This is a genomic window from Gemmata palustris, from assembly GCF_017939745.1.
Lineage (GTDB): Bacteria > Planctomycetota > Planctomycetia > Gemmatales > Gemmataceae > Gemmata > Gemmata palustris.
On the sequence record NZ_JAGKQQ010000001.1, the window covers coordinates 5,739,918 to 5,759,926 of the forward strand.

Genomic DNA, 20,009 nt, shown 5'->3' on the forward strand with positions numbered 1-20,009 from the left:
TCACCGGTTGAACAAGAACTCTTTGCTGTTGAGCAGCGCCCAGAACACGTCGCGGTAGAGTTCGTCGCGGGAAGTGTCCTTGTCCTTCAAGAGTTCGGTGACCTTCGCTGTTTCCTCTGCGCTCGCCTTGCGCGCGTAGGCACGCAGAAAGAGTTCGTCGAGCAGCTTCGCGTCATCCTTCTCATCCTTCAGACGCTTCGCGAGCCACCCGTTACCGTTGCCCACCTTGTTGGTCACGGTTTCACCGCAAATCAGGTGCAGCACGTTCGGCAGGTTCACGTCACCCACGCGCTCGCACGCGCACGCGGTCACGCGCTCACTCCGCCCGAACGCGCGGAGGAAGTATGATGTCGAACCGGGATCGGGCACTTGTGCGGCTCGCACGCCGATCGGGTAACCGTCGAAGCGCTCGGGTACGCCGGTCGCGTCGCTGATCGCGTCGAGCAGTACCTCTGCGGGCAACCGGCGGGCGTAGTAGTGGGAATAGAACCGCGCATCCGTTTCGTTCCCCGGGCGCGTCGAACTGGAGAGCTGGTAGGTGCGCGACGTGAGGATCACGCGCATCAGCGCACGCAGATCGAACTTCTTCCCCACGAACTCCTTGTTGAGCGCCTTCCACAGCGCCGGGTTCGTCGGCGGGTTGGTCGCGCGCAGGTCATCAACCGGCTCCACTAACCCCACGCCCATGTAGTGCCGCCAGACGCGGTTCACCATTGCGCCGGCGAAATACTCGTTGTTCGGATCGGTGATCCACTTTGCGAGCGCGACGCGCGGGTCGTCACCGGGTTTCACATCGCCCGCGGTACGGTCCAGCGGTTGCGGGCGCATGAACGCACCCGTCCGCGGCTGACTCACCCCGACCGGGTTCTTGTTTTGGTTCTGGTCCGGGTGGCTGACGTTCAACCGCGTCGGCCCCATCTTCGCCTCAGTGCGGTCGAGCTTCACGCGACTGAAGTACGCGGCGAAGTGAAAGAAATCGTCCTGCGTGTACCGTTCGAGCGGGTGGTTGTGGCACTTCGCGCAGCCGATGCGCGTCCCGAGGAACGCTTGGGCGATCGATTCGGGCGCTTCCGAGTTTTCGCCGTGCCGCTGCTCGCCGACCGTGACGATGAAGTACCCGACCGCGGGGTTGTCGACGTTCGAGCCGGTCGCAGTCAGGATGTCGCGCGCGATATCGTCCCAGGCCCGGTTCGCCGCGACCTGCTTCCGCAGCCAGTCGTGGAACTGCCGCACGCCCTTCGTTCCGCGCACGTCGTGGTCGCGCTCCTTGCGGTTCTGAAACAGGTCGCCCAGTTGCAGTGCCCAGTAGTCGTTGAATTCCGAGCGCGCGAGGATCGCGTCCACCAGCTTTTCGCGCTTCTTCGGGTCCGGGTCCGCGCCGAACGCGGTCACTTCGGCCGGTGTGGGCAAGGCGCCCAGCGCGTCAAGAAACGCGCGCCGGATGAACTCATCGTCGGTGCAGAGATCGCTCGGTTCGATGCGGAGTTCCTTGAGTTTGGCCGCGACGTGCGTATCGACGAAGTTGTTGCCCGCGGCGAACCGTTTCTCGTCGATGGGGCGATCGAACGGCATGCTGAACACCGTGACGGCCACTTCGGTGAGGTACATCGCGCGCACCGCGCTCGCGCCGTTTCGGACCGCCTTCGCTCGCCCCGCCGCCGATACTTCGAGATAAGCCGGATCGTTGGAATCGAACTTGGTGAGCCAGGTCACGTCGCGGGTGGTGCCATCGGTGAACGTGGCGGTCGCGACGAGTTGTACCGCCTCCCCCGGCTTGAGTACCTGGGCCGATGGAGTGAGTTCGAGTTTGCTGATTTTCGCTTCGTTCTTGTCCGGACCGGGGTAGCCGGCCCGGAGCCAGTCGAGCAGGAGTTTGTATTCGCGGCTCGTGGTAGAGAAGAGGCGCCCGCCCTCGTGCGGCGTCTCCGCGGTCGCTTTGCGCAGGAGCAAGCTCTCTTCCGGGTGCGTGCGGTCGAGCCGGCGGCCGCTGAACTCGCGCGTGATCCACTTGTAGTCCTGGTCCGGCGCGAACCCGCGGAGCGACAGCCGGAACCCGTTCTGGCCGGCCCCTTTTCCGTGGCACGCGCCCTGGTTGCACCCGGCCTTCGTCAGCAGAGGCATTACATCTGCGGTAAACGAGGGTACTTCTCCCGCAACCGACGCGGCGGGTGAAACGCCGACGAGCGCTGCGGTGAGCAGGTACGAGAACCGGGGCATAGGGAACTCACGGATGAGTTGGCGAGCGGGGAACGAACCCCGAGTGAGGCGGGCAGCGAGCGGTAATCCACTTGAGTTTAGGTGATGTCATCGGCGCGAGCAAGCGAAAAGGACCGCGCGCCGGTTCGCGGGAGTAATTTCCTGCTAGCTCCATTCGTCCGGCTCTGGTAATATTATTCACGGCTGAATGGCCTCTCCCCGCCCGCCCCGCGCAGAACCCCGCCAAACGTCACGAACCCGCGTTCGGACTTCGTTCTGAGTTTACCTATGCTGCGAATCGCACTCGTCGTCACGCTCGTTGCGCCGTCGGTCGCGCTGGCCGCGGACCCCGCACCGCTCGATGCGAAGAAGGTCGAGTTCTTCGAGACGAAGATCCGGCCGGTGCTGATCGAGCAGTGCTACAAGTGCCACTCCGAAGAGGCCGCAAAAGACAAGAAACTCAAGGGCGGCTTGAAGCTCGATACGAAGGCCGGTTTGTTCGCCGGTGGCGAAACCGGCGCCGCACTGGTGCCGGGTAAAGTCGATAAGGGCACGCTGCTCCACTCACTGAAGTACGACGACGAACTGAAGATGCCGCCGAAGGGCAAATTGCCGGACGCGGTCATCAAGGACTTCGAGCAGTGGATCGCCGACGGCGCCACCGATCCGCGCGGGGGCGATATCGCGAAGGCCGCCGGCATCGACATCGAGAAGGGGAAGCAGTTCTGGTCGCTCCAGCAACCCAAAGAACCGCCGGTTCCGGGGAACGCGAAGCAGGCGATCGACGGATTCATTCGGGCGAAGTGGGCCGAGAAGGGGCTGAAGCCCGTTGCCCAAGCCGACAAGCACACGCTGATTCGCCGCGCGTACTACGACCTCACCGGGTTGCCCCCCGCGCCGGAAGTCGTGGACGCATTCGTTGCGGATACCGCACCGGACGCATTCGAGAAGGTCATTGACGCGCTGCTCGCGTCGCCGCAATACGGCGAAAAGTGGGCGCGGCACTGGCTCGACGTCGCCCGCTTCGCGGAAGACCAGGCCCACACGTTCGAGGTGAAGCCCAAGGCCCAAGCTTGGCGCTACCGCGATTGGGTGGTTGCTGCGTTCAACTCCGACATGCCCTACGACAAGTTCGTGAAGCTCCAGATCGCCGGGGACATGCTGCCGGACGCGCCGAGCGACCCGTTCACCAAGTTCGCGGGCCTCGGGTTCCTCGGGTTGGGTGCGGAATACTACAAGAACACCGCAGCGGCACAGGCCATCGCGGAAGAACTCGACGACCGCGTCGATACGCTCACGCGCGGGTTCCTCGGCCTCACCGTTTCGTGCGCCCGGTGCCACGACCACAAGTTCGACCCCATCCCGACGCGCGACTACTACTCCATCGCCGGCATTTACATGGGCACGGCCATGAGCGACGCCCCGCTCGGTCCGCCCGACGAGGTGAAGGCGTACACCGCGGCGCAAGCCGAACTCAAGAAGGTCAACGAGAAGTTCAAGAAGACCCAGACCGAACTCAAAGCGAAGAAAGATCCGTGGGCCACGCAGGTCGCGAAACTAATCGCGCTAAAAGCGACGTCAGAAGAGCTCGCGAAGATCAAGAAGAACATGCCGCCGGCCCCGCAGGTCGCACACGTCATCAGCGGTAACGGCAGCGGTATGAAAGTGTACATTCGCGGGAACCCCGCGACCCCCGGCGAAAACGCGCCCAAGGGCTTCTTGCAAGTGCTGCCCTCGCCCACACCCGCGGGGAGCACCTTTACCCGCCTCGATCTCGCGAACGCGATCGGCTCGAAGGACAACCCGCTGACCGCGCGCGTGATCGTGAACCGCGTCTGGGCGTGGCACTTCGGCCGCGGGCTGGTGAGCACGCCGTCCAACTTCGGGAACCTCGGCGACAAGCCCAGTCACCCGGAACTGCTCGACTGGCTCGCGGTGAACTTCGTCAAAAACGGCTGGTCGATGAAGTGGCTCCACAAACAGATCATGACCGCGGCTACGTACCAACTCTCGTCGAACGCGGAGCCCGGATCGGGGAGCGCGGAACCGGAGAAATGGTTCTGGTTTTCCGTTCCGCGCTCCGCGTCCCGCGATCCGCGTTCGGAAGACGCGGCGAACGTGTACCTGTGGCGCGGAACCCGCAAGCGGCTGGAAATCGAGGACTGGCGCGACTCGCTGCTCGCCGTTAGCGGAACCCTCGACCCGAAGCTCGGCGGCCCGACGTTCGACCTGCGCGACGCGAACGCGAAGCGCCGGACCCTCTACGCGAAGGTGAGCCGCCACGAACTCGACGGGCTGCTGCGGCTGTTCGACTTCCCCGACGCGAACGTGACCGCGGACAAGCGCACCGTGACCACCGTCCCGCAGCAACAGTTGTTCGCGCTAAACAGCGACTTCATGGTTTCGCAGGCCAAAGCGTTCGCCACGCGCGTCGAGAAGCTCGGCACGACGGACGAGGAGCGCGTGACGGGCGCGTACCGCACCATCTTCGGCCGCGCCCCGGAGAAAGCCGAACGGGAGCTGGCGCTCCGGTTCCTGAAGCTCCCGCCGAAAGCCGATGACAAGCTCACGCGCTGGCAGCAGTACGCCCAGGTGCTTCTGGCCAGTAACGAACTGCTGTACGTCGATTAAGGAGCGAAGTGTACCGGGCCTGAGTGGGCGCTCCCACTAGGCGGGGCGACCGAGCGGTGCGGACACTCCCGCCGGTGTGCGTAGACTGAGGTGGACCGTCCGTAGGAGGCGGGACCATCTCAACCAGCGGGTGTCGAATGAGCAGTCAACCGGAAGCCTCTCCCCACCACCGGGCCGACGTGGAAGTTTCGCAAGACGGTGACAAGGTGACACTGAAGGCGCCCGCCGGCGGAGCGACCCTGACCTCCGATCAGGCGCAGGAGCTCGCGAGCCGCATTTTCGAGGCCGCGGCGCGGGCCGGGGGCGAAGACCCGGTCGAGAACGACTGGGTGCGACTGCCCATGCAGTACCTGCGGCTCGCGGCCGAGCGCCTCGACTTCGCCCCCGAGGGCGACGAGAACAAGGTGCCGGCCCCGAACAGCGACGAGCCCGACGGGAGCACCGCAGAAGTCCACTGTTGGATCAAGGACCAGACCCAGGGGAACGCGATGCACATCGCCGCCGGCAACATTGCCGAGCACGGGTGGTACGTCGCGGAAGTGATCGAGCACCGGGCCGCGACCCGGGCCGAGTTCGCGGGCACCGAGTACCTGCAGTATTTCGAGCAGGCGCTCGTGGACTCCGAAGTGTTTCTGTACGAGATCGAAGAAGACGACACCGAAGGTACCGAGGATTCCGCCGATGCGTGATTTCGGGATTTCGCGCCGCGACATGCTCAAGAGCAGCGGCACCGGGCTCGGGGTACTCGGCCTCGCGGGGGTTCTCGCGAACGAGGCCCGGTCCGCGCCCGCCGCGAGCGCGAACCCGCTCGCGCCGAAGGTGGCGCACTTCCCGGCGAAGGCCAAGCACGTCATCCACCTGTTCATGAACGGCGGCCCGTCGCAGGTGGACACGTTCGACCCCAAGCCCGAACTCACCAAGCAGCACGGCAAGCAGCCCGGTGCGGCCGGCCTGAAGACCGAGCGCAAGACCGGCCCGCTGTACAAGTCTCCGTTCAGTTTCAAGAAGTACGGCCAGTCCGGGATCGAGGTCAGCGAGATCTTCCCCGAGGTCGGCTCGTGCATCGATGACATCTGCGTCGTCCGGTCGATGCACACGAACATCCCGAACCACGAGCCGGGCCTCCTGCTCATGACGTGCGGGAACACGCAGCCCATCCGCCCGAGTATGGGGAGCTGGCTCACCTACGGCCTCGGCACCGAGAACCAGAACCTGCCCGGGTTCGTGGTCATGTGCCCCGGGAAGCCCGTCGTCGGCCCCGCGCTGTGGAACAACAGCTTCCTGCCCGGCGTGTTCCAGGGGTGCCACATCCAGAACCTCGACCCCAAAAAGGTCATCGAGCACATCCGCAACACGAGCGTGTCGGCGGGCACCCAGCGCGAGCAGCTCGACCTCCTCAACCAGCTCAACGGGCTGCACAAGGACAAGCGCGGCAGCGACGACCAGCTCGAAGCGCGCATCCAGTCGCTCGAGATCGCGTACCGGATGCAGACCGAGGCGCAGGAAGCGTTCGACGTGAACCGCGAGCCGGTGAAAGTCCGCGACGCCTACGGTAAGGGGTATTTTGCGGACGCCTGCCTCACGGCCCGGCGCCTGGTCGAGCGCGGCGTGCGGATGGTGCAGGTCTTCTACGGCAGCGGGCAACCGTGGGACGACCACGGCGAGATCGAGAAGGGGCACCGCGCGAAGGCGAAGGACAGCGACAAGGCCGTGGCCGCACTGCTCCGCGACCTGAAGCAGACCGGGCTACTCGACGAAACCCTCGTGCTGTGGGGCGGCGAGTTCGGGCGCACCCCGACGAGCGAGGGCGCGAGTGGGCGCGACCACAACAACCACGGGTTCAGTGTGTGGATGGCCGGCGGTGGGGTGAAGGGCGGGATGACCTACGGCGCGACCGACGAGTTCGGGTTCGCCGCAGTAGACAAGAAGGTCCACATCCACGACCTGCACGCGACCATTCTCCATCTGATGGGCATCGACCACGAGAAACTGACGTACCGCTACAGCGGGCGCGACTTCCGCCTCACGGACGTCGCGGGCACCGTGGTCAAGGATATTTTGAAGTAAGCGGAGAAGACAGAGAAAAGCCGCCGCGGATGAACGCAGATAACACAGATCAAGACAAGATCGAGTGAAGTCAGGAACGCTTACCCTATTTCGGGTGCGACCTCCTTCTCTTATCATCTATTGTCTTGATCCGTGTTATCTGCGTTGATCCGCGGCGCTTTGTTCCTCGGTCCACACATGGCTTGGGGCGATCCGGTTCGCGTGCGCACCGCCGTTCACGATCGCGGCGCGCACGTGGGTTATCTCACTACCGTCGGCTACCCCGATCGCGACATTACCGCGTTCTCCGGGGGCACGCCGTATTTTGAGATCGCCGTGTCGGACCTACAGGAGAAGCACGTCGCGCTCTTGCAGCGGTTCCGACAGCACTGGCTCGTTCACTGTGGCACGTCCTACGACACCACGGATGTTGCGGGTGAGTTGAAAGCAAGTGACACCATTAAACTCGCAGTGTTCGCACTACGGTACCGCGATCAGGAGGCCCGGGTGCTGATCGCCGCTCTAAAATCACACATCGAGCGGATATTGCGCGCGGACTTGCGATAGCGTACCGGGCGCCGATCATATGGCGCCGTATCGGGATGCGCGCGACCACTTCAATTCGGGCGAATGGCCGGAGAACGAAACTCCGGGTCTTCACTTCATCTACTCTCGGTCTTCACAATTGTTCGGTAGAACTCTGGCATGATGACCGTCGTTGCCGAACGAGGGCCGAGCGTGACTATGACACTTCCCGGTTTGGCCCTCCCGCACGTTACAAACGATTCGGACTTCCCGGCGGCCGACTCCGTGTCGGAAAAGCTCGCGGTCCGCGGGGTGAACTTCTGGTACGGCGCGAAGCAGGCCCTGTTCGACATCAACCTGAGCGTACCAGAGCGGTCGGTCACGGCGCTCATCGGGCCGAGCGGGTGCGGTAAGAGCACGCTGCTGCGGCTCGTGAACCGGATGAACGACCTGATCGAGGGAACGCAGCGCACCGGCAATATTCTGCTCGACGGAGAGGACATTAACGCCTCCGGGCACGACGTGTCAGCACTCCGTCGGCGGGTGGGAATGGTGTTCCAGAAATCGAACCCGTTCCCGAAGTCGATCTACGAGAACGTGGCCTACGGCCCGCGCGTGTCCGGGGACCGGAATCGGGCGCGACTGGACGAGATCGTGGCCCGGTGCCTGAAGCGTGCGGCGCTGTGGAACGAGGTCAAGGACCGGTTGGGGGCCAGCGCCCTCGAACTGTCCGGCGGGCAGCAGCAGCGCCTGTGCATCGCCCGGGCGCTGGCGACCGATCCCGAAGTGCTGCTCATGGACGAACCGGCCAGCGCACTGGACCCCAAGAGCACTCAGGCCATCGAAGACCTGATCGCCGAGCTGAAGCGCGAGTACACGATCCTCATCGTCACCCACAACATGCAGCAGGCGGCCCGCGTTTCGGACCAGACCGCGTTCTTCTTCGAGGGGAAGCTGGTCGAGAGCGGCCCGACGGAGCAGATGTTCCGCAAGCCGCGCGAGAAGCAGACCGAGGACTACATCACCGGGCGGTTCGGCTGATCGCGCCGGGACCGAGAATCGCGCCCGAACGAAGGCCGACCCGATTGCGGGCCGGCCTTTTTTCTTATCATCTCTATGATTCGGACCACTTTGTTCTGCACGCACCGTGCGGCCCATTCACCCCTCCCAGCGACCCCCGCCAACATGAAAGCCATTCAACTCGAACAGCCCAAAGCCTTCCGCGAAATCGACCTGCCCGAGCCGGCGCACCCCGGACCGGGCGACGCGGTCGTCCGCGTGTTCCGCGTCGGCGTGTGCGGTACCGATTACAGCGGCTACCTCGGCAAAATGCCGTTCTTCAGCTACCCGCGCATCCCGGGGCACGAACTCGGCGTCGAAGTGGTCGCGGTGGGCGACGGCGTAACTAACGTGAAACCTGGCGATAAGGCCGCCGTCGAGCCGTACATCAACTGCCAGCGGTGTTATTCGTGCGCGCGCGGCCACACCAACTGCTGCGAGAACCACCTGACGCTCGGCGTCCACGTGGACGGCGGATTGCGCCCGCTGTTCACGGTGCCGGCTCGGAAGCTGCACGTCTCCACGAAGCTCACGTTCGAGCAGCTCGCACTGGTGGAAACGTTGGGGATCGGGCTGCACGCCATCAACCGCTCGAACCCGCGTGCGGACGAAACCGTGTTCGTGATCGGCGCCGGTCCGATCGGCCTCTCCGTGATCGAGTTCGCGAAACTGGCCGGCGCCCGCATTATCGTGATGGATTTGAACGAACAGCGGCTCGCGTTCGTGCGCGAGAAGATGGGCGTCACCGAAACGATCCTGTCGAAGGGCGTTCTCGAAGACGACGTGAAGACGTTCACCGACCTGACCGATGGGAAGCTCGGCAACGTGGTGGTGGACGCGACGGGCAGCGCGCGGAGCATGGTGAGCGCGTACAATTTCGTCGGCTTCACCGGTCGGCTGGTGTGGGTCGGCATCACCCAAGACCCATTAACGCTCACGCAACCGCTGATGCACCGGCGCGAGATGACGTTCATGGCGAGCCGCAATGCCCTGAGCCACGAGTTCACGCGGATCATTCGCCTCATTGAGGGCGGGATGCTGGACACGCAGCCGTGGATCACGCACCGCGCCCCGATGAGCGAACTGATCGGCGTCTTCCCGACGTGGTTGAAGCCGGAAACCGGCGTCGTCAAAGCGATGGTCGAGGTGAACTGATCTTGGGGTGAGCGAAGCGTGTTCCCGCGGCGCACGGATCGCAGCGGGGTACCGGACGCGGCGCAAGCACGTGATGCACACCGACATCATGTGCCGCTGGACCGGTGGAGAGTAATCTGCGAAGTATCAACGAGTGAAAATGGGTACGAGAGCGTCCTCGATCTCTCGGAGGAACTCTCGAAGCCCATTTTCCTCACCGCGTTCGTGGAGTATCGTGAGCACAGTGAGACACTCTGCTTCTCGCACAAAGTCGTCAGCGATTAACACGCGCAACACCCGCTTCGCGCTGCGCTTGTCATTGTTCTCGTCGTGTTTGGCGGTCAACTCGTGCGAGCGCGCTCTCGGATCGAATCCGAGAAACAGCCTTTCTTTTTCAAATCGCTCGCGCTCTTCCTCGTCCTTTGGCTCGAAACCCGCAATGTGCCAGCACTCGCGCTTGGTGTGGGCCAACCCGATGACGACGGGAAACGGCCACGGTTCCGCAGAGCGGGCTTGGTGAAGCCCGTCGCGCCGGTCGAGGTCGTTATCCGAATCGCGAATGAGCAACACCGCATCCGGCTTGGGATCGAGGCGATTGAAGAGGATGAGCGCCCGCATCGCGTTGTGCGCATCGGGCGACGCCGGAAGGCCGTTGATGAAGCCGACGACGGAGACGTTGTTCGCGACGGCCGTAGTTTTCACCTCGCGCCAGAGCAGTTGTGGATCATCCGGCTTGTACCCGCGAAACTGAAGGTACTCCGGCTCCATCCAGTCCACCGCGTTGCACGCGACGCGGGTCGTGAGCGCGGCGGCCGTTTGGCGATCGGCCGGTGCTTCGCAAACTAGGGCGATGGACCAACTCATAACGCGACCGGCGCGGGTTGTGGCTGTTCAACTTGAGGCTTGTCGAGTTTCTTCACCCAATCATCGCCAATGTGACTCCAGAACTCGCCGGGCGTCATCGCTTCCCGCCACCGTTCGACTTCGGGGTGGTCTTCGAGCCGCGCACAAATAGCCGAGCCGTCATCGCGCAGTCCCGTCACCCGCACTTCGTTCCACGCAAGTTGGTTCAAGATGTACGGCGAGTGCGAAGTCGCGATGATCTGGAGATCAGGGAATCGAGCCAGTAACGCCCGTAAAACCCCGATGAGTTCCATTTGCGCTTTCGGGTGCAAGCCGTGGTCGAGGTCGTCAAGTAACACGAGGCGCGGGCGATCGGGACCGAGAATGCTAGTCAATAACCCTAAAGCGCAGAGGGTACCGTTACTCGCGTGGGCGGCTCCAATACTCGGTGCTCCCCGGAAGTCAAAAATGATGCTGTCACCGTAGCTGCCGCCGTAGCTGCCGCCGGTCAATTTCTTGTCAAAGCGAATGCGATCAATTGCGGGGATCACGACTCGAAGAGCGTCGGAAATGAGTTTGAAATCATCGGGTTGGTTCAGAGCGGTGTAGGCGAGCGTTGAAGGAAGGCCCGCGCCACTCGGGTGCATGAGTGGCGGGTTTGAGGTTACGATAGAAGGGGAAGCAAGTAGCGCGGGATCAAGGCGAAGGAGCAGCGCGCGGCTGAACATCTCGCCTTGTTTCGACGGGTTGACAAATCTCTTTTGCACTTCATCCCGTGACGAGTTCCTTGAACATTCGATTCCCGCTGTTACCTCAGCCCCTCGACCGTCACGCATCCAACACCCCAACGTCAAGTTAAACTCACGGAGACTACTGGACCGACAAGCGGCCAGTTCCGTGAGATTTTCGATTCCGACTTGGGGCATTGATGTCGAAGAGCTGAACACTCCTCCGGGACGTGGCGGGTGTGGAAGTGAGCCGTCACCGCCACCTGAAACAACTCGACAGACAATTTCCAGCCCCTGCAGCACGCTCGTCTTCCCGCTCCCGTTCGGGCCGACCAGCACCGTGAGCCGCGAGTCGAACGTGACCTCCACGTCGCGCAGCGCCTTGAAGTTCTGGAACTTCGCCCGGTGAATCATCGCAAGCTCCCAAGCCCTACTGACCTTCCGTTCCTCGGTCTGATAGCGTTACGCTACCAGTTCTTTCTCGCGCGATCCACCGGAGACGAGACGATGGCCGCCAAGTTCCAGCTCACCAGCCAGTACGCCCCCGCGGGCGACCAGCCCAAGGCCATCGAGCAACTCACGCAGGGCTTCGCCAACGGCAAGAAGATGCAGGTGTTGCTCGGAGCCACCGGCACCGGGAAGACCTTCACCGCGAGCTGCATGATCGAGAAGCTCCAGAAGCCCACACTCGTGCTCGCGCACAACAAGACGCTCGCGGCGCAGCTCTACAAGGAGTTCAAGGGGTTTTTCAAGAACAACGCGGTCCATTATTTCGTCAGCTATTACGACTACTATCAGCCCGAAGCGTACATCCCGCAGCGCGACATCTACATCGAAAAAGACTCCTCGATCAACGAGAACATCGACCGGCTCCGGCTCGCTGCAACGGCCGCGCTCGTCAGCCGCGAGGACGTCATCATCGTGTCGAGCGTGTCGTGCATTTACGGCCTCGGTAGCCCGTCCGATTACAAGCGGATGGTGGTCTACATCCAGAAGGGCGAGGCACTCGACCGCGACAACACGCTCCTGCGGCTCATCGACATCCAGTACAAGCGCAACGACATCGCGTTCGAGCGCGGGACGGTCCGGGTGCGCGGCGACACCATCGACGTGTGGCCCGCGTCCGAAGAGTTCGCGTACCGCATCGAGCTGTTCGGCGACGAGGTCGAAACGCTCTCGGTGATTCACCCGCTCACGGGCGAGACAATTAAACCGCTCGACGACCTGTACATCTACCCGGCCAAACACTTCGTCACGCCCGAAGAGCGCGTGCAGGCCGCGGTGAAGGGCATCGAAGACGAACTGAACGCCCGGCTCGAGCAGTTCAAGAACGAGGGCAAGATTCTCGAAATGGAGCGCCTCAAAGCGCGCTGCCGGTACGACCTCGACATGCTGCGCGAGGTCGGCTACTGCTCGGGCATCGAGAACTACGCCCGGTGGTTCAGCGGGCGCGCGCCGGGCGAAGCCCCGTACACGCTCGTCGACTTCTTCCCCGAAGACTTCCTGCTCGTCGTGGACGAATCACACGTCACGCTGCCCCAAGTGCGCGGGATGTACTTCGGCGACCGCAGCCGGAAGGAAACTCTCGTCGAGCACGGCTTCCGGCTCCCCAGCGCGCTCGACAACCGGCCGCTCAAGTTCGACGAGTTCGAGGGGCGGATGAAGCAGTGTATTTGTCTGTCCGCTACACCCGGTCCGTATGAGTTGGAGAAAGTCGGCGGCGAGGTCGTCGAACAGGTGATCCGCCCGACGGGGCTGGTCGATCCGGTCATTCACGTCAAACCCGCCCGCGGACAGGTGAAAGACCTGGAAGCGGAAGTCCGCGCGCGCGCCGCGAAGACCGAGCGCACGCTCGTCACAGTGCTGACCAAGCGCATGGCCGAAGACCTGACGACGTACTTCCGCGACGCCGGGATGCGGTGCAAGTGGCTGCACTCGGAGTTGGACGCCATCGAGCGCATCACGGTGCTGCGCGAACTGCGCGAGGGGCAGTTCGACGTGCTGATCGGCGTGAACCTGTTGCGTGAGGGCTTGGACCTTCCCGAAGTGTCACTGGTCGCGATCCTGGACGCGGACAAGGAAGGGTTCCTGCGGTCCGACAAGTCGCTGATTCAAACAATGGGCCGCGCCGCCCGCAACGTGAACGCGGAAGTCATTCTGTACGCGGACACCGTGACCGATTCGATGAGCCGCGCGATGAACGAAACGAACCGCCGGCGCGTGATTCAGCTCGCGTACAACGTGGAACACAACATCACACCCACAACGGTGAAAACGGCGATCAAGAACGAGATCGAGGACGAGATCGCGGCGCACCAGATGGCGCAGGCCGCCGCGACCGGCAGCACCGCCGCGGCGGAAGACTACGTGACCGTCGAGTACGTGCAGAGCCTTTACGAGGAGATGCTCGAAGCCGCAAAAATCCTGGACTTCGAGCGGGCACAGGCGCTGCGCGACCAGATCGTGAAGCTCGAAGGCGAACTCAAGAAGAAGCACGGTACGGGTGCCCCGCCGAGCGTGCTCGGCAACAAGAGCGTCCCCGTGAGTCAGCCGGCCGGGGCCAAGCGCAAGTCCAAGTGGAAGAAGGGCTGAGCGTGACAAAAAGCGGAACGATCGGGCCGACGAAGAAGATGTAACCGGTCCGGGGGGTAGAGATATGATCTCTCTATCGCTCCCCGGAGATCCGCCGTGTCAAACGATCCGGACGTCACGCGCCTGCCCGCGACCGATCACCTACCCGCCGACGAACCGTCCCCGACCATCGTCCGCCCCGCCGACTTGCCCGCCACCGATGCGCTCCTCGGCAATTCGACACTCCGCTCGTGGCGTCCAACGGCGCCGGGCTTGCCGACCGTTCCCGGTTACGAGGTGCTGCGGGAGATCGCACGGGGCGGGATGGGCCGGGTGCTCGCCGCACGCGACCTCTCGCTCGGCCGCGAGGTCGCCATCAAGGTGCTGCTCCCGGGCACCGCGACACACGACGCCGTACCGCGGTTCGTGACCGAGTCCAAAATCACCGCGCGGCTCCCGCACCCGAACGTCCCGCCCGTTTACGCCCTCGGAACCCTCGCCGACGGTTCCCCCTTTCTGGCAATGAAACTGGTCGAGGGTTCCACGTTTGCGGTGGCACTCCGGGACCGAACGTCCCCGGCCGACGAGCTTCCGCGGTTCGTGCGGACGTTCGAGCAGGTGTGCCTGGCCGTCGGCTTCGCGCACTCCCAGGGCATGATCCACCGCGACCTGAAACCGTCGAACGTCATGGTCGGGGCGTTCGGCGAAGTCCAGGTCATGGATTGGGGACTGGCCAAGTCGGTGGCGGGAACCGACGAGCGCGGGCCGGATTCGCCCGGGTACGAAGCCGGCGACGAAACGCTGGCCGGTCAGATCATGGGTACCCCTGCGTATATGCCCCCGGAGCAAGCGCGGGGCGAACCCGTCGATTGCCGCGCCGACGTGTTCGCCCTCGGTGCGATTTTGTCCGAGATCCTCACCGGCGCGCGCCTGTTTGCGGGGAAAACGTCGGCCGAGGCGGTTGCGCGCGCGGCGGCCAACGACATCGGGGACGCGCTCGCTCGGTTGACCGCGTGCGGCGCGGACGCCGAACTGGTCGCGCTGGCGAAGCGCTGTCTGGCGCCGAACGCGGCCGGCCGCCCCGCCGACGGGAAGGTCGTAGCGGACGCGGTCGCAGCGTACCGCGCGGGTGTGGAGGAGCGGTTGCGAACGTCCGAGCGCCAGCGCGCCGCGGACGCGGCAAAAGCGATCGAGTTACGCAAACGGCGCCGCGTGCAGGTCGCTCTGGCCGGTGCGGTGACGCTGCTACTGTTCGGCGCCGCCGGGTTCGCGGTGTGGGAAGAGCAGCAAGCGACCGAGCGCAAACTCGAAGCGAGCCGGCAGGCCGCCGAGCACCGGGCCGACATCGAACGGACCGAGCGCGAGAAACGGGAGGCTGCGTTCCGTCAGCAGGTGAAGGACAACGAGGCCGCGGCCGAGAACCGTCAGGCGCTCACCGAACTCGTGAAGCGGTGCGAGGAGGCGCTGAGCGCGAACGGCGAACTCGCCGCGGGCGCAGCCCTGGTGGAGATCGACCGCCGGGCGAGCGCGCCGGGCGCGGAAGATTTTCGCGCGCGCATCGAACGCTGCCGTAAGGATCGCGCGATGCTGGTTCGCCTCAATCAGATCGATGACCAGCGCTGGACCCCGACCCGCGGGTCCGTGCCGCCCCCATCGACCGCGGTCCCGCACTGGGCACGGGCCTTCGCCGATTACGGGATCGTTCCCAAAACCACGGCGCCTGCGGACGTGAGCCGGCTGTTAGAACACTCCCCGATCCGGGAGCGCGTGCTCGCGGCTCTGGAGTTGTGGCACCTGTTCGGCGCGGTTCCCGGATTGACCGAGATCCTCCACGCGGCCGATGCCGATCCGGTTCGAGACGCGATTCGAGCGGATGTGCGCCACAAAGCGTGGGACCGGGTGGGGGAGTTGGTCAAAGGCATTGCCGACGGGACCGCGGCGCTCGAGCAACCGGCCCGCTTCGTCGCGGCTGTGGGGATCGTCCCCGAAATCTCCCGGGAGCGGCGCCGGGCGCTTCTCGAGCGAGCTGTGGTCCGCACTCCAAACGATTTCGCGGTCCTCATGGGGCTCGGCGGGGCGCACCCGAATACCGCCCCCGACGTGGCCGGTGAGCGGGTGCGGTGGTACCAGGCGGCGGTTTCGGTTCGCCCGCAATCGTTCGTTCCGCGGATGAGTTTGGGTATCGCCCTCTGGGATCAGGGGAAACAAAGTGACTCGATCCGGTGCTTCCGGGATGCGGTTCGGCTCGGACCCGGGAACGCTTGGTGCCGCTACAACCTGGCGAAGGCACTGAGGGACAGCGGAGATTTGCCCGGCGCACTCGCCGAGCTCCGAGAGGCCGTCCGGCTCGATCCTGGTGAAGCACGAATTCGCGATGCCCTGGGGAGCGCGCTCGGCGAGAACCGTGAACTGGCGGGCGCTCTTACGGAACTGCGGGAGGCCGTCCGACTCGATCCCGAATACGCCGGCGCCCGGTACAACTTGGGAAACGTGTTACGATCGCAGCGGGACTTGAAAGGAGCACTCGCCGAGTACCGTGAAGCCGTCCGTATTCAACCGGATATGCCGGACGCGCTCAACGCCCTGGGAAATGCGTTGTGGGATGCGCGCGACCTGACGGGAGCCGAAGAGTGCTTCCGTAAAGCGGTCGCGAGCGACAAAAATTTCATCAACGCCCGCTACAACCTGGGGCTTCTCCTCAAGCAAAAGGGCGATCTGCCCGGTGCGATCACCGAGTACCGAGAAGTCATCCGGCTCGACCCGAAGTACGCACGCGCCTACTACGGTTTGGGAATCGCCCTGCGTGCAAGTGACGACGCGCCCGGCGCGATCGCCGCGTACCGCAAACTCCTCGACCTCGATCCGAACCATTCCGCCGGGCATAACGGGTTGGGGAACGCGCTGAAGGACACGGGGGATCTGGACGGCGCCATCGCCGCGTTCCGCGAAGCGCTCCGGCTCAATCCCAACAACAGCGCGGCGAAGGCCAATCTCGCGGAGAGCCTGAAGGAAAAGGCCGAGCGCATTGCCCCACCGCCGCGAGAAGCAAAAAAGCCGTAAAAGACACGGTGAGCTTTCCGTGGCTCACAAACGCGAGCGGGGCGGGGTGGGAAGACAAGTTCCCACCCCCGCCCCGCTCGCGTTTATCGCGCGCCTGTTACCGGCCACAGCCCGGTGCGAGGAACGCGATGATGACCACCGGTAGTGGCAAGCCGAGAAGCAGTGCGGCTAGGCCCCAGCGAATTTTGCCCCAGCGAGTAGTGGCTTCGTCTTGCGGCATCATATCGGTATCTCCGTATCGGAGTGAAGTGGGACGATGATTCCATTGTCGGCCGTCCGTGACTGGCCTGCAGGAAGTAATGCAAGCCGTGTGCCGAATCGCGCCACCGGTTCCGTAGAAAAAGCGGATCGAAGATTCACGGAGACGAGTCGCGGCCCCGGGGCGCCCGGAGTTTCGTGACACAGTGCCTTTGCGGATCTTTGGTTCGCTACTCGCTCAAGGACCGCGCATGAATTTCTGGACCGCCGTCGGGGAGCTCGGAGGTTGGCCGCTCGTATTCCTGATCGTCGCCCTCTTCGTCGCGTTCGCGTTCGAGTTCATTAACGGGTTCCACGACACCGCCAACGCGGTCACCACGGTCATCTACACGCGCACCCTCCCGGCGACACCGGCCGTCCTGTACTCCGGGCTGATGAACTTCACCGGGGCGCTCGTCACCGTTCTGTTCGGCGGCGCCGCGGTCGCGTTCAGCATCGTGAACCTGCTCCCGGTCGATTTGCTCATCCGAGCGGACTCGAACGCCGCTCTCGTGATGGTCCTGGCGCTGTTGCTCGCGGGCGTGGTGTGGAACCTCGGCACGTGGTACAAGGGCCTCCCGGTGTCGAGTTCGCACACGCTCATCGGCTCGATCCTCGGGGTCGGGGTGGCGAACAGTTTGTGGAACAACGAGGGGCTGGCGGGGGTGAACTGGGCGAAGGCCGGTGAGGTCGGGCTCGGGTTACTGTTGTCGCCGCTGTGCGGGTTTCTCGCGGCCGGGGCGCTCCTGCTCGTGATGCGCCGCGTGCTCCGGGAGCCGACGCTGTACGAACCGCCGCGGGACGGGGACCGACCGCCGGCCTGGGTGCGCGTGGTGCTGATCTTCACGTGCGGCGGGGTGAGCTTCGCGCACGGCTCGAACGACGGGCAAAAGGGGATGGGGCTCTTGCTGCTCGTGCTGATCGGGTTCATGCCGGTTCACTACGCGCTGACGGTAAATAAGCCGGAAACGGCGTCGAGCGTGTGCGCCGCGATCGGCAACGTGCGCGCGATCTACGCCAAGCACGGAATCTCGTTGCCGGAGCAACTGGACAAAGACCTGAAGTTCGTCGCGGACCGGCTCGCGGGGCGCGAGAGCCTGACCGAACTGGCCAAGCTGGAAGAACGGGACGAGGCCGGTGCCCTCGTAAACGTGCGGTGGGAAGTGCGACAGGCGCTCCAGCGCACCAACCGCGAACTCAAGCGCGTCGGGACCGGGCGCACCGGACCGGACGAGTTCCGAAAAGAGGTGGAAGTGGTCCGAAAAACGGCCATCGCGCCCGTTATCGAGTTCGTGCCGGTCTGGGTGGTGGTGTGTACCGCACTGGCGCTCGGAACCGGGACGTGCATCGGGTACAAGCGCATCGTCGTGACGGTCGCGGAGAAAATCGGCAAATCGCACCTGACATACGGTCAGGGGGCCGCCGCCGAGGGCGTCGCCGCGGTCACGATCCTCGCCGCCGATTTCGTTCACCTGCCGGTCAGCACGACTCAGGTACTTTCGAGCGGCGTGGCCGGCACAATGGCCGCGAACGGGTCCGGCGTCCAGCGCGCGACGTGTCAGAAGATCGTGCTCGCGTGGGCGCTCACGTTGCCCGCGTGCATGCTCCTGGCCGGGTTGCTGTTCGTCGCGGGGCGGCTGATCGTGGGATGAGTTGTGCCCCACGGGTCACTTCTTGTCCGGCTTCGGAACGTCACCTTTGGCCGGTCCCCACTCGGTCGGCTTGTACGCGATCCCCAGGTGCGGCGTCTCGATCCGCTTCCCCTTTTCGTGCTTGCTCGTCATCGCCGCGTCGAGGGCGCCTGTCGTGAGCAGCGTGCGCTCCACGGGATAGGGGGCGTGCCCCGTGGTGATGAGGGATTCGATCGCCCGCGTGAGTTCCGCGAAGTGCGCGAACGGGTCCGGCTGCTGTAAATAGAACTGGCACACGTCGGGCTTGTCCTGCCCCTTGCGCTGACCGGCGAAGATGAACGGCGAGCCGTCGTTCTCGTGGACCCAGCCGTTGGGAATCACGACGAACGCCCGGAACCCGTCGCGGTACTCGACCTCGAACGTGCCCGCGTCATCAGTTTTCGAGGTGAGCGCGCGCACGTCGCCGGCCGCGTGTGCGGTGGCGAGTTTCAGTGCCTCTTCGAGTAACGGCTTGGTCCACTCGTGTTTGTCGATCGCGTCCCACATCGCCTTCCCGGTGTGGCACGTTACGGCTTTCACACCGGTTTCACCGCCCTTGCGTCGCTCGACCATGCACTGCAAACCTTCGAGCGCGTGGAACCCATACGCCTCGAACGGGCCGTACCCGATCTGAACCGCGCCGGTGATCTCACAGCCTTTCGGCAGAACGACGTTCGGCTTTCGCCACGTCACAGGGATCGACGACCCCGCGAGCAGCGGCACGAACAGCTTCCGCGCGCGGTCGTACATCGCTTTTGCATCGTCCCAGGTCGCCGCGAGGTGCTTGTCGTTGAACACCGGCACGGACTTCTTCGTCTCTTCAAACACTTTGCAGATTTCGTCGAAGAACCGGCGCCGCGGGTAGAGCAGTTGGCCCTTATCGTTGGTCGGGTACTGCCCGTGCTCGCCGATGGAGAGCACACCGTCCACCGCGAGTCCTTTCCCACCCAGCGTGAGCGCCTCGGCTACGGTGTCGCAAATCTTGAAGCCGTGCTTCTTGGCGAGATCGCGGCTCATGTCGTTCTTCGGCACCTGATCGGTGACGAGCGCCACGAGTTCGAGATCGGGCTTGGCGCCGCCAGGGTACCCGCCGAGAAGGTTCCGCAGGATCACGTCCGCGTGCGACCACTTGCGGTACTCGGTAACAACGGCCGCGATCTTTTTCTTGGGCATGGGGATGTGCTCGAAGGCGGGAGGCGGGGAGCGGGGGAATGAACCGCGGATGAACGCAGATAACGCAGATCAAAACTAAATCAGATTGGCCACAAAAAAGCAGAGGGCAGAACAGAAGGCAGAGATCAGAAAGCAG

Annotated in this window: 14 protein-coding genes; 9 read left to right on the forward strand and 5 right to left on the reverse strand. The window is 64.2% G+C overall.

The genetic code is table 11. From position 1 onward, the window contains the following. A complete protein-coding gene (locus J8F10_RS23655) occupies window positions 1-2,217 on the reverse strand; it encodes a DUF1549 domain-containing protein (protein ID WP_210658065.1) in 2,217 nt (738 codons plus the stop codon). A gap of 267 nt (window positions 2,218-2,484) precedes the next feature. On the opposite strand from J8F10_RS23655, the gene J8F10_RS23660 reads away from it, so the two are divergent. From J8F10_RS23660 to J8F10_RS23685, 6 genes are all read left to right on the forward strand, one after another. Next, a complete protein-coding gene (locus J8F10_RS23660; protein WP_210658067.1) occupies window positions 2,485-4,827 on the forward strand; it encodes a PSD1 and planctomycete cytochrome C domain-containing protein in 2,343 nt (780 codons plus the stop codon). A 137-nt stretch (window positions 4,828-4,964) separates the two neighbouring features. Further along, window positions 4,965-5,516 carry a hypothetical protein gene (locus J8F10_RS23665; RefSeq protein WP_210658070.1) on the forward strand — a complete coding sequence of 184 codons (552 nt, stop codon included), beginning with the start codon at window positions 4,965-4,967 and terminating at the stop codon, window positions 5,514-5,516. Next, complete coding sequence (locus J8F10_RS23670; RefSeq protein WP_210658072.1) at window positions 5,509-6,894, forward strand: DUF1501 domain-containing protein; 1,386 nt, start codon at window positions 5,509-5,511, stop codon at window positions 6,892-6,894. The genes J8F10_RS23665 and J8F10_RS23670 overlap by 8 nt, the downstream gene beginning before the upstream one ends. 177 nt (window positions 6,895-7,071) lie before the next feature. Then, a complete protein-coding gene (locus tag J8F10_RS23675; RefSeq protein ID WP_210658074.1) occupies window positions 7,072-7,440 on the forward strand; it encodes a hypothetical protein in 369 nt (122 codons plus the stop codon). A 177-nt stretch (window positions 7,441-7,617) separates the two neighbouring features. Next, window positions 7,618-8,439, forward strand: coding sequence for a phosphate ABC transporter ATP-binding protein PstB (pstB, locus tag J8F10_RS23680; protein ID WP_390891148.1), 822 nt, complete (start codon window positions 7,618-7,620; stop codon window positions 8,437-8,439). Window positions 8,440-8,583: 144 nt separating this feature from the next. Continuing rightward, a complete protein-coding gene (locus tag J8F10_RS23685; RefSeq protein ID WP_210658076.1) occupies window positions 8,584-9,612 on the forward strand; it encodes a zinc-binding alcohol dehydrogenase family protein in 1,029 nt (342 codons plus the stop codon). Window positions 9,613-9,738: 126 nt separating this feature from the next. Here J8F10_RS23685 and J8F10_RS23690 read toward each other — a convergent pair whose 3' ends face one another. Together J8F10_RS23690 and J8F10_RS23695 are read right to left on the reverse strand one after the other, a co-directional pair. Next, window positions 9,739-10,455 carry a hypothetical protein gene (locus J8F10_RS23690; protein ID WP_210658078.1) on the reverse strand — a complete coding sequence of 239 codons (717 nt, stop codon included), beginning with the start codon at window positions 10,453-10,455 and terminating at the stop codon, window positions 9,739-9,741. Then, the gene (locus tag J8F10_RS23695; protein WP_210658081.1) at window positions 10,452-11,576 is read right to left on the reverse strand and encodes an AAA family ATPase; all 1,125 of its coding nucleotides are present in this window, start codon (window positions 11,574-11,576) and stop codon (window positions 10,452-10,454) included. The genes J8F10_RS23690 and J8F10_RS23695 overlap by 4 nt, the downstream gene beginning before the upstream one ends. A 93-nt stretch (window positions 11,577-11,669) precedes the next feature. Here J8F10_RS23695 and uvrB point away from each other — a divergent pair, with 93 nt between their 5' ends. Then, window positions 11,670-13,754 (forward strand): excinuclease ABC subunit UvrB, encoded by a 2,085-nt coding sequence (uvrB, locus tag J8F10_RS23700; protein ID WP_210658083.1) that lies wholly within the window; start codon window positions 11,670-11,672, stop codon window positions 13,752-13,754. Window positions 13,755-13,850: 96 nt separating this feature from the next. Further along, on the forward strand, window positions 13,851-16,793 hold the full coding sequence (locus J8F10_RS23705) for a tetratricopeptide repeat protein (RefSeq protein WP_210658085.1): 2,943 nt from the start codon (window positions 13,851-13,853) through the stop codon (window positions 16,791-16,793). A gap of 97 nt (window positions 16,794-16,890) precedes the next feature. Here J8F10_RS23705 and J8F10_RS39980 read toward each other — a convergent pair whose 3' ends face one another. Then, a complete protein-coding gene (locus tag J8F10_RS39980; protein ID WP_261363079.1) occupies window positions 16,891-17,016 on the reverse strand; it encodes a hypothetical protein in 126 nt (41 codons plus the stop codon). 226 nt (window positions 17,017-17,242) lie between these two features. Between J8F10_RS39980 and J8F10_RS23710 the strand changes: the two genes are divergently transcribed. Continuing rightward, the gene (locus J8F10_RS23710; RefSeq protein ID WP_210658087.1) at window positions 17,243-18,682 is read left to right on the forward strand and encodes an inorganic phosphate transporter; all 1,440 of its coding nucleotides are present in this window, start codon (window positions 17,243-17,245) and stop codon (window positions 18,680-18,682) included. A 15-nt stretch (window positions 18,683-18,697) separates the two neighbouring features. Here J8F10_RS23710 and J8F10_RS23715 read toward each other — a convergent pair whose 3' ends face one another. Continuing rightward, window positions 18,698-19,873, reverse strand: a complete 1,176-nt coding sequence (locus tag J8F10_RS23715; RefSeq protein WP_210658089.1) for a hypothetical protein — start codon at window positions 19,871-19,873, stop codon at window positions 18,698-18,700. Window positions 19,874-20,009: the final 136 nt, after the last annotated feature.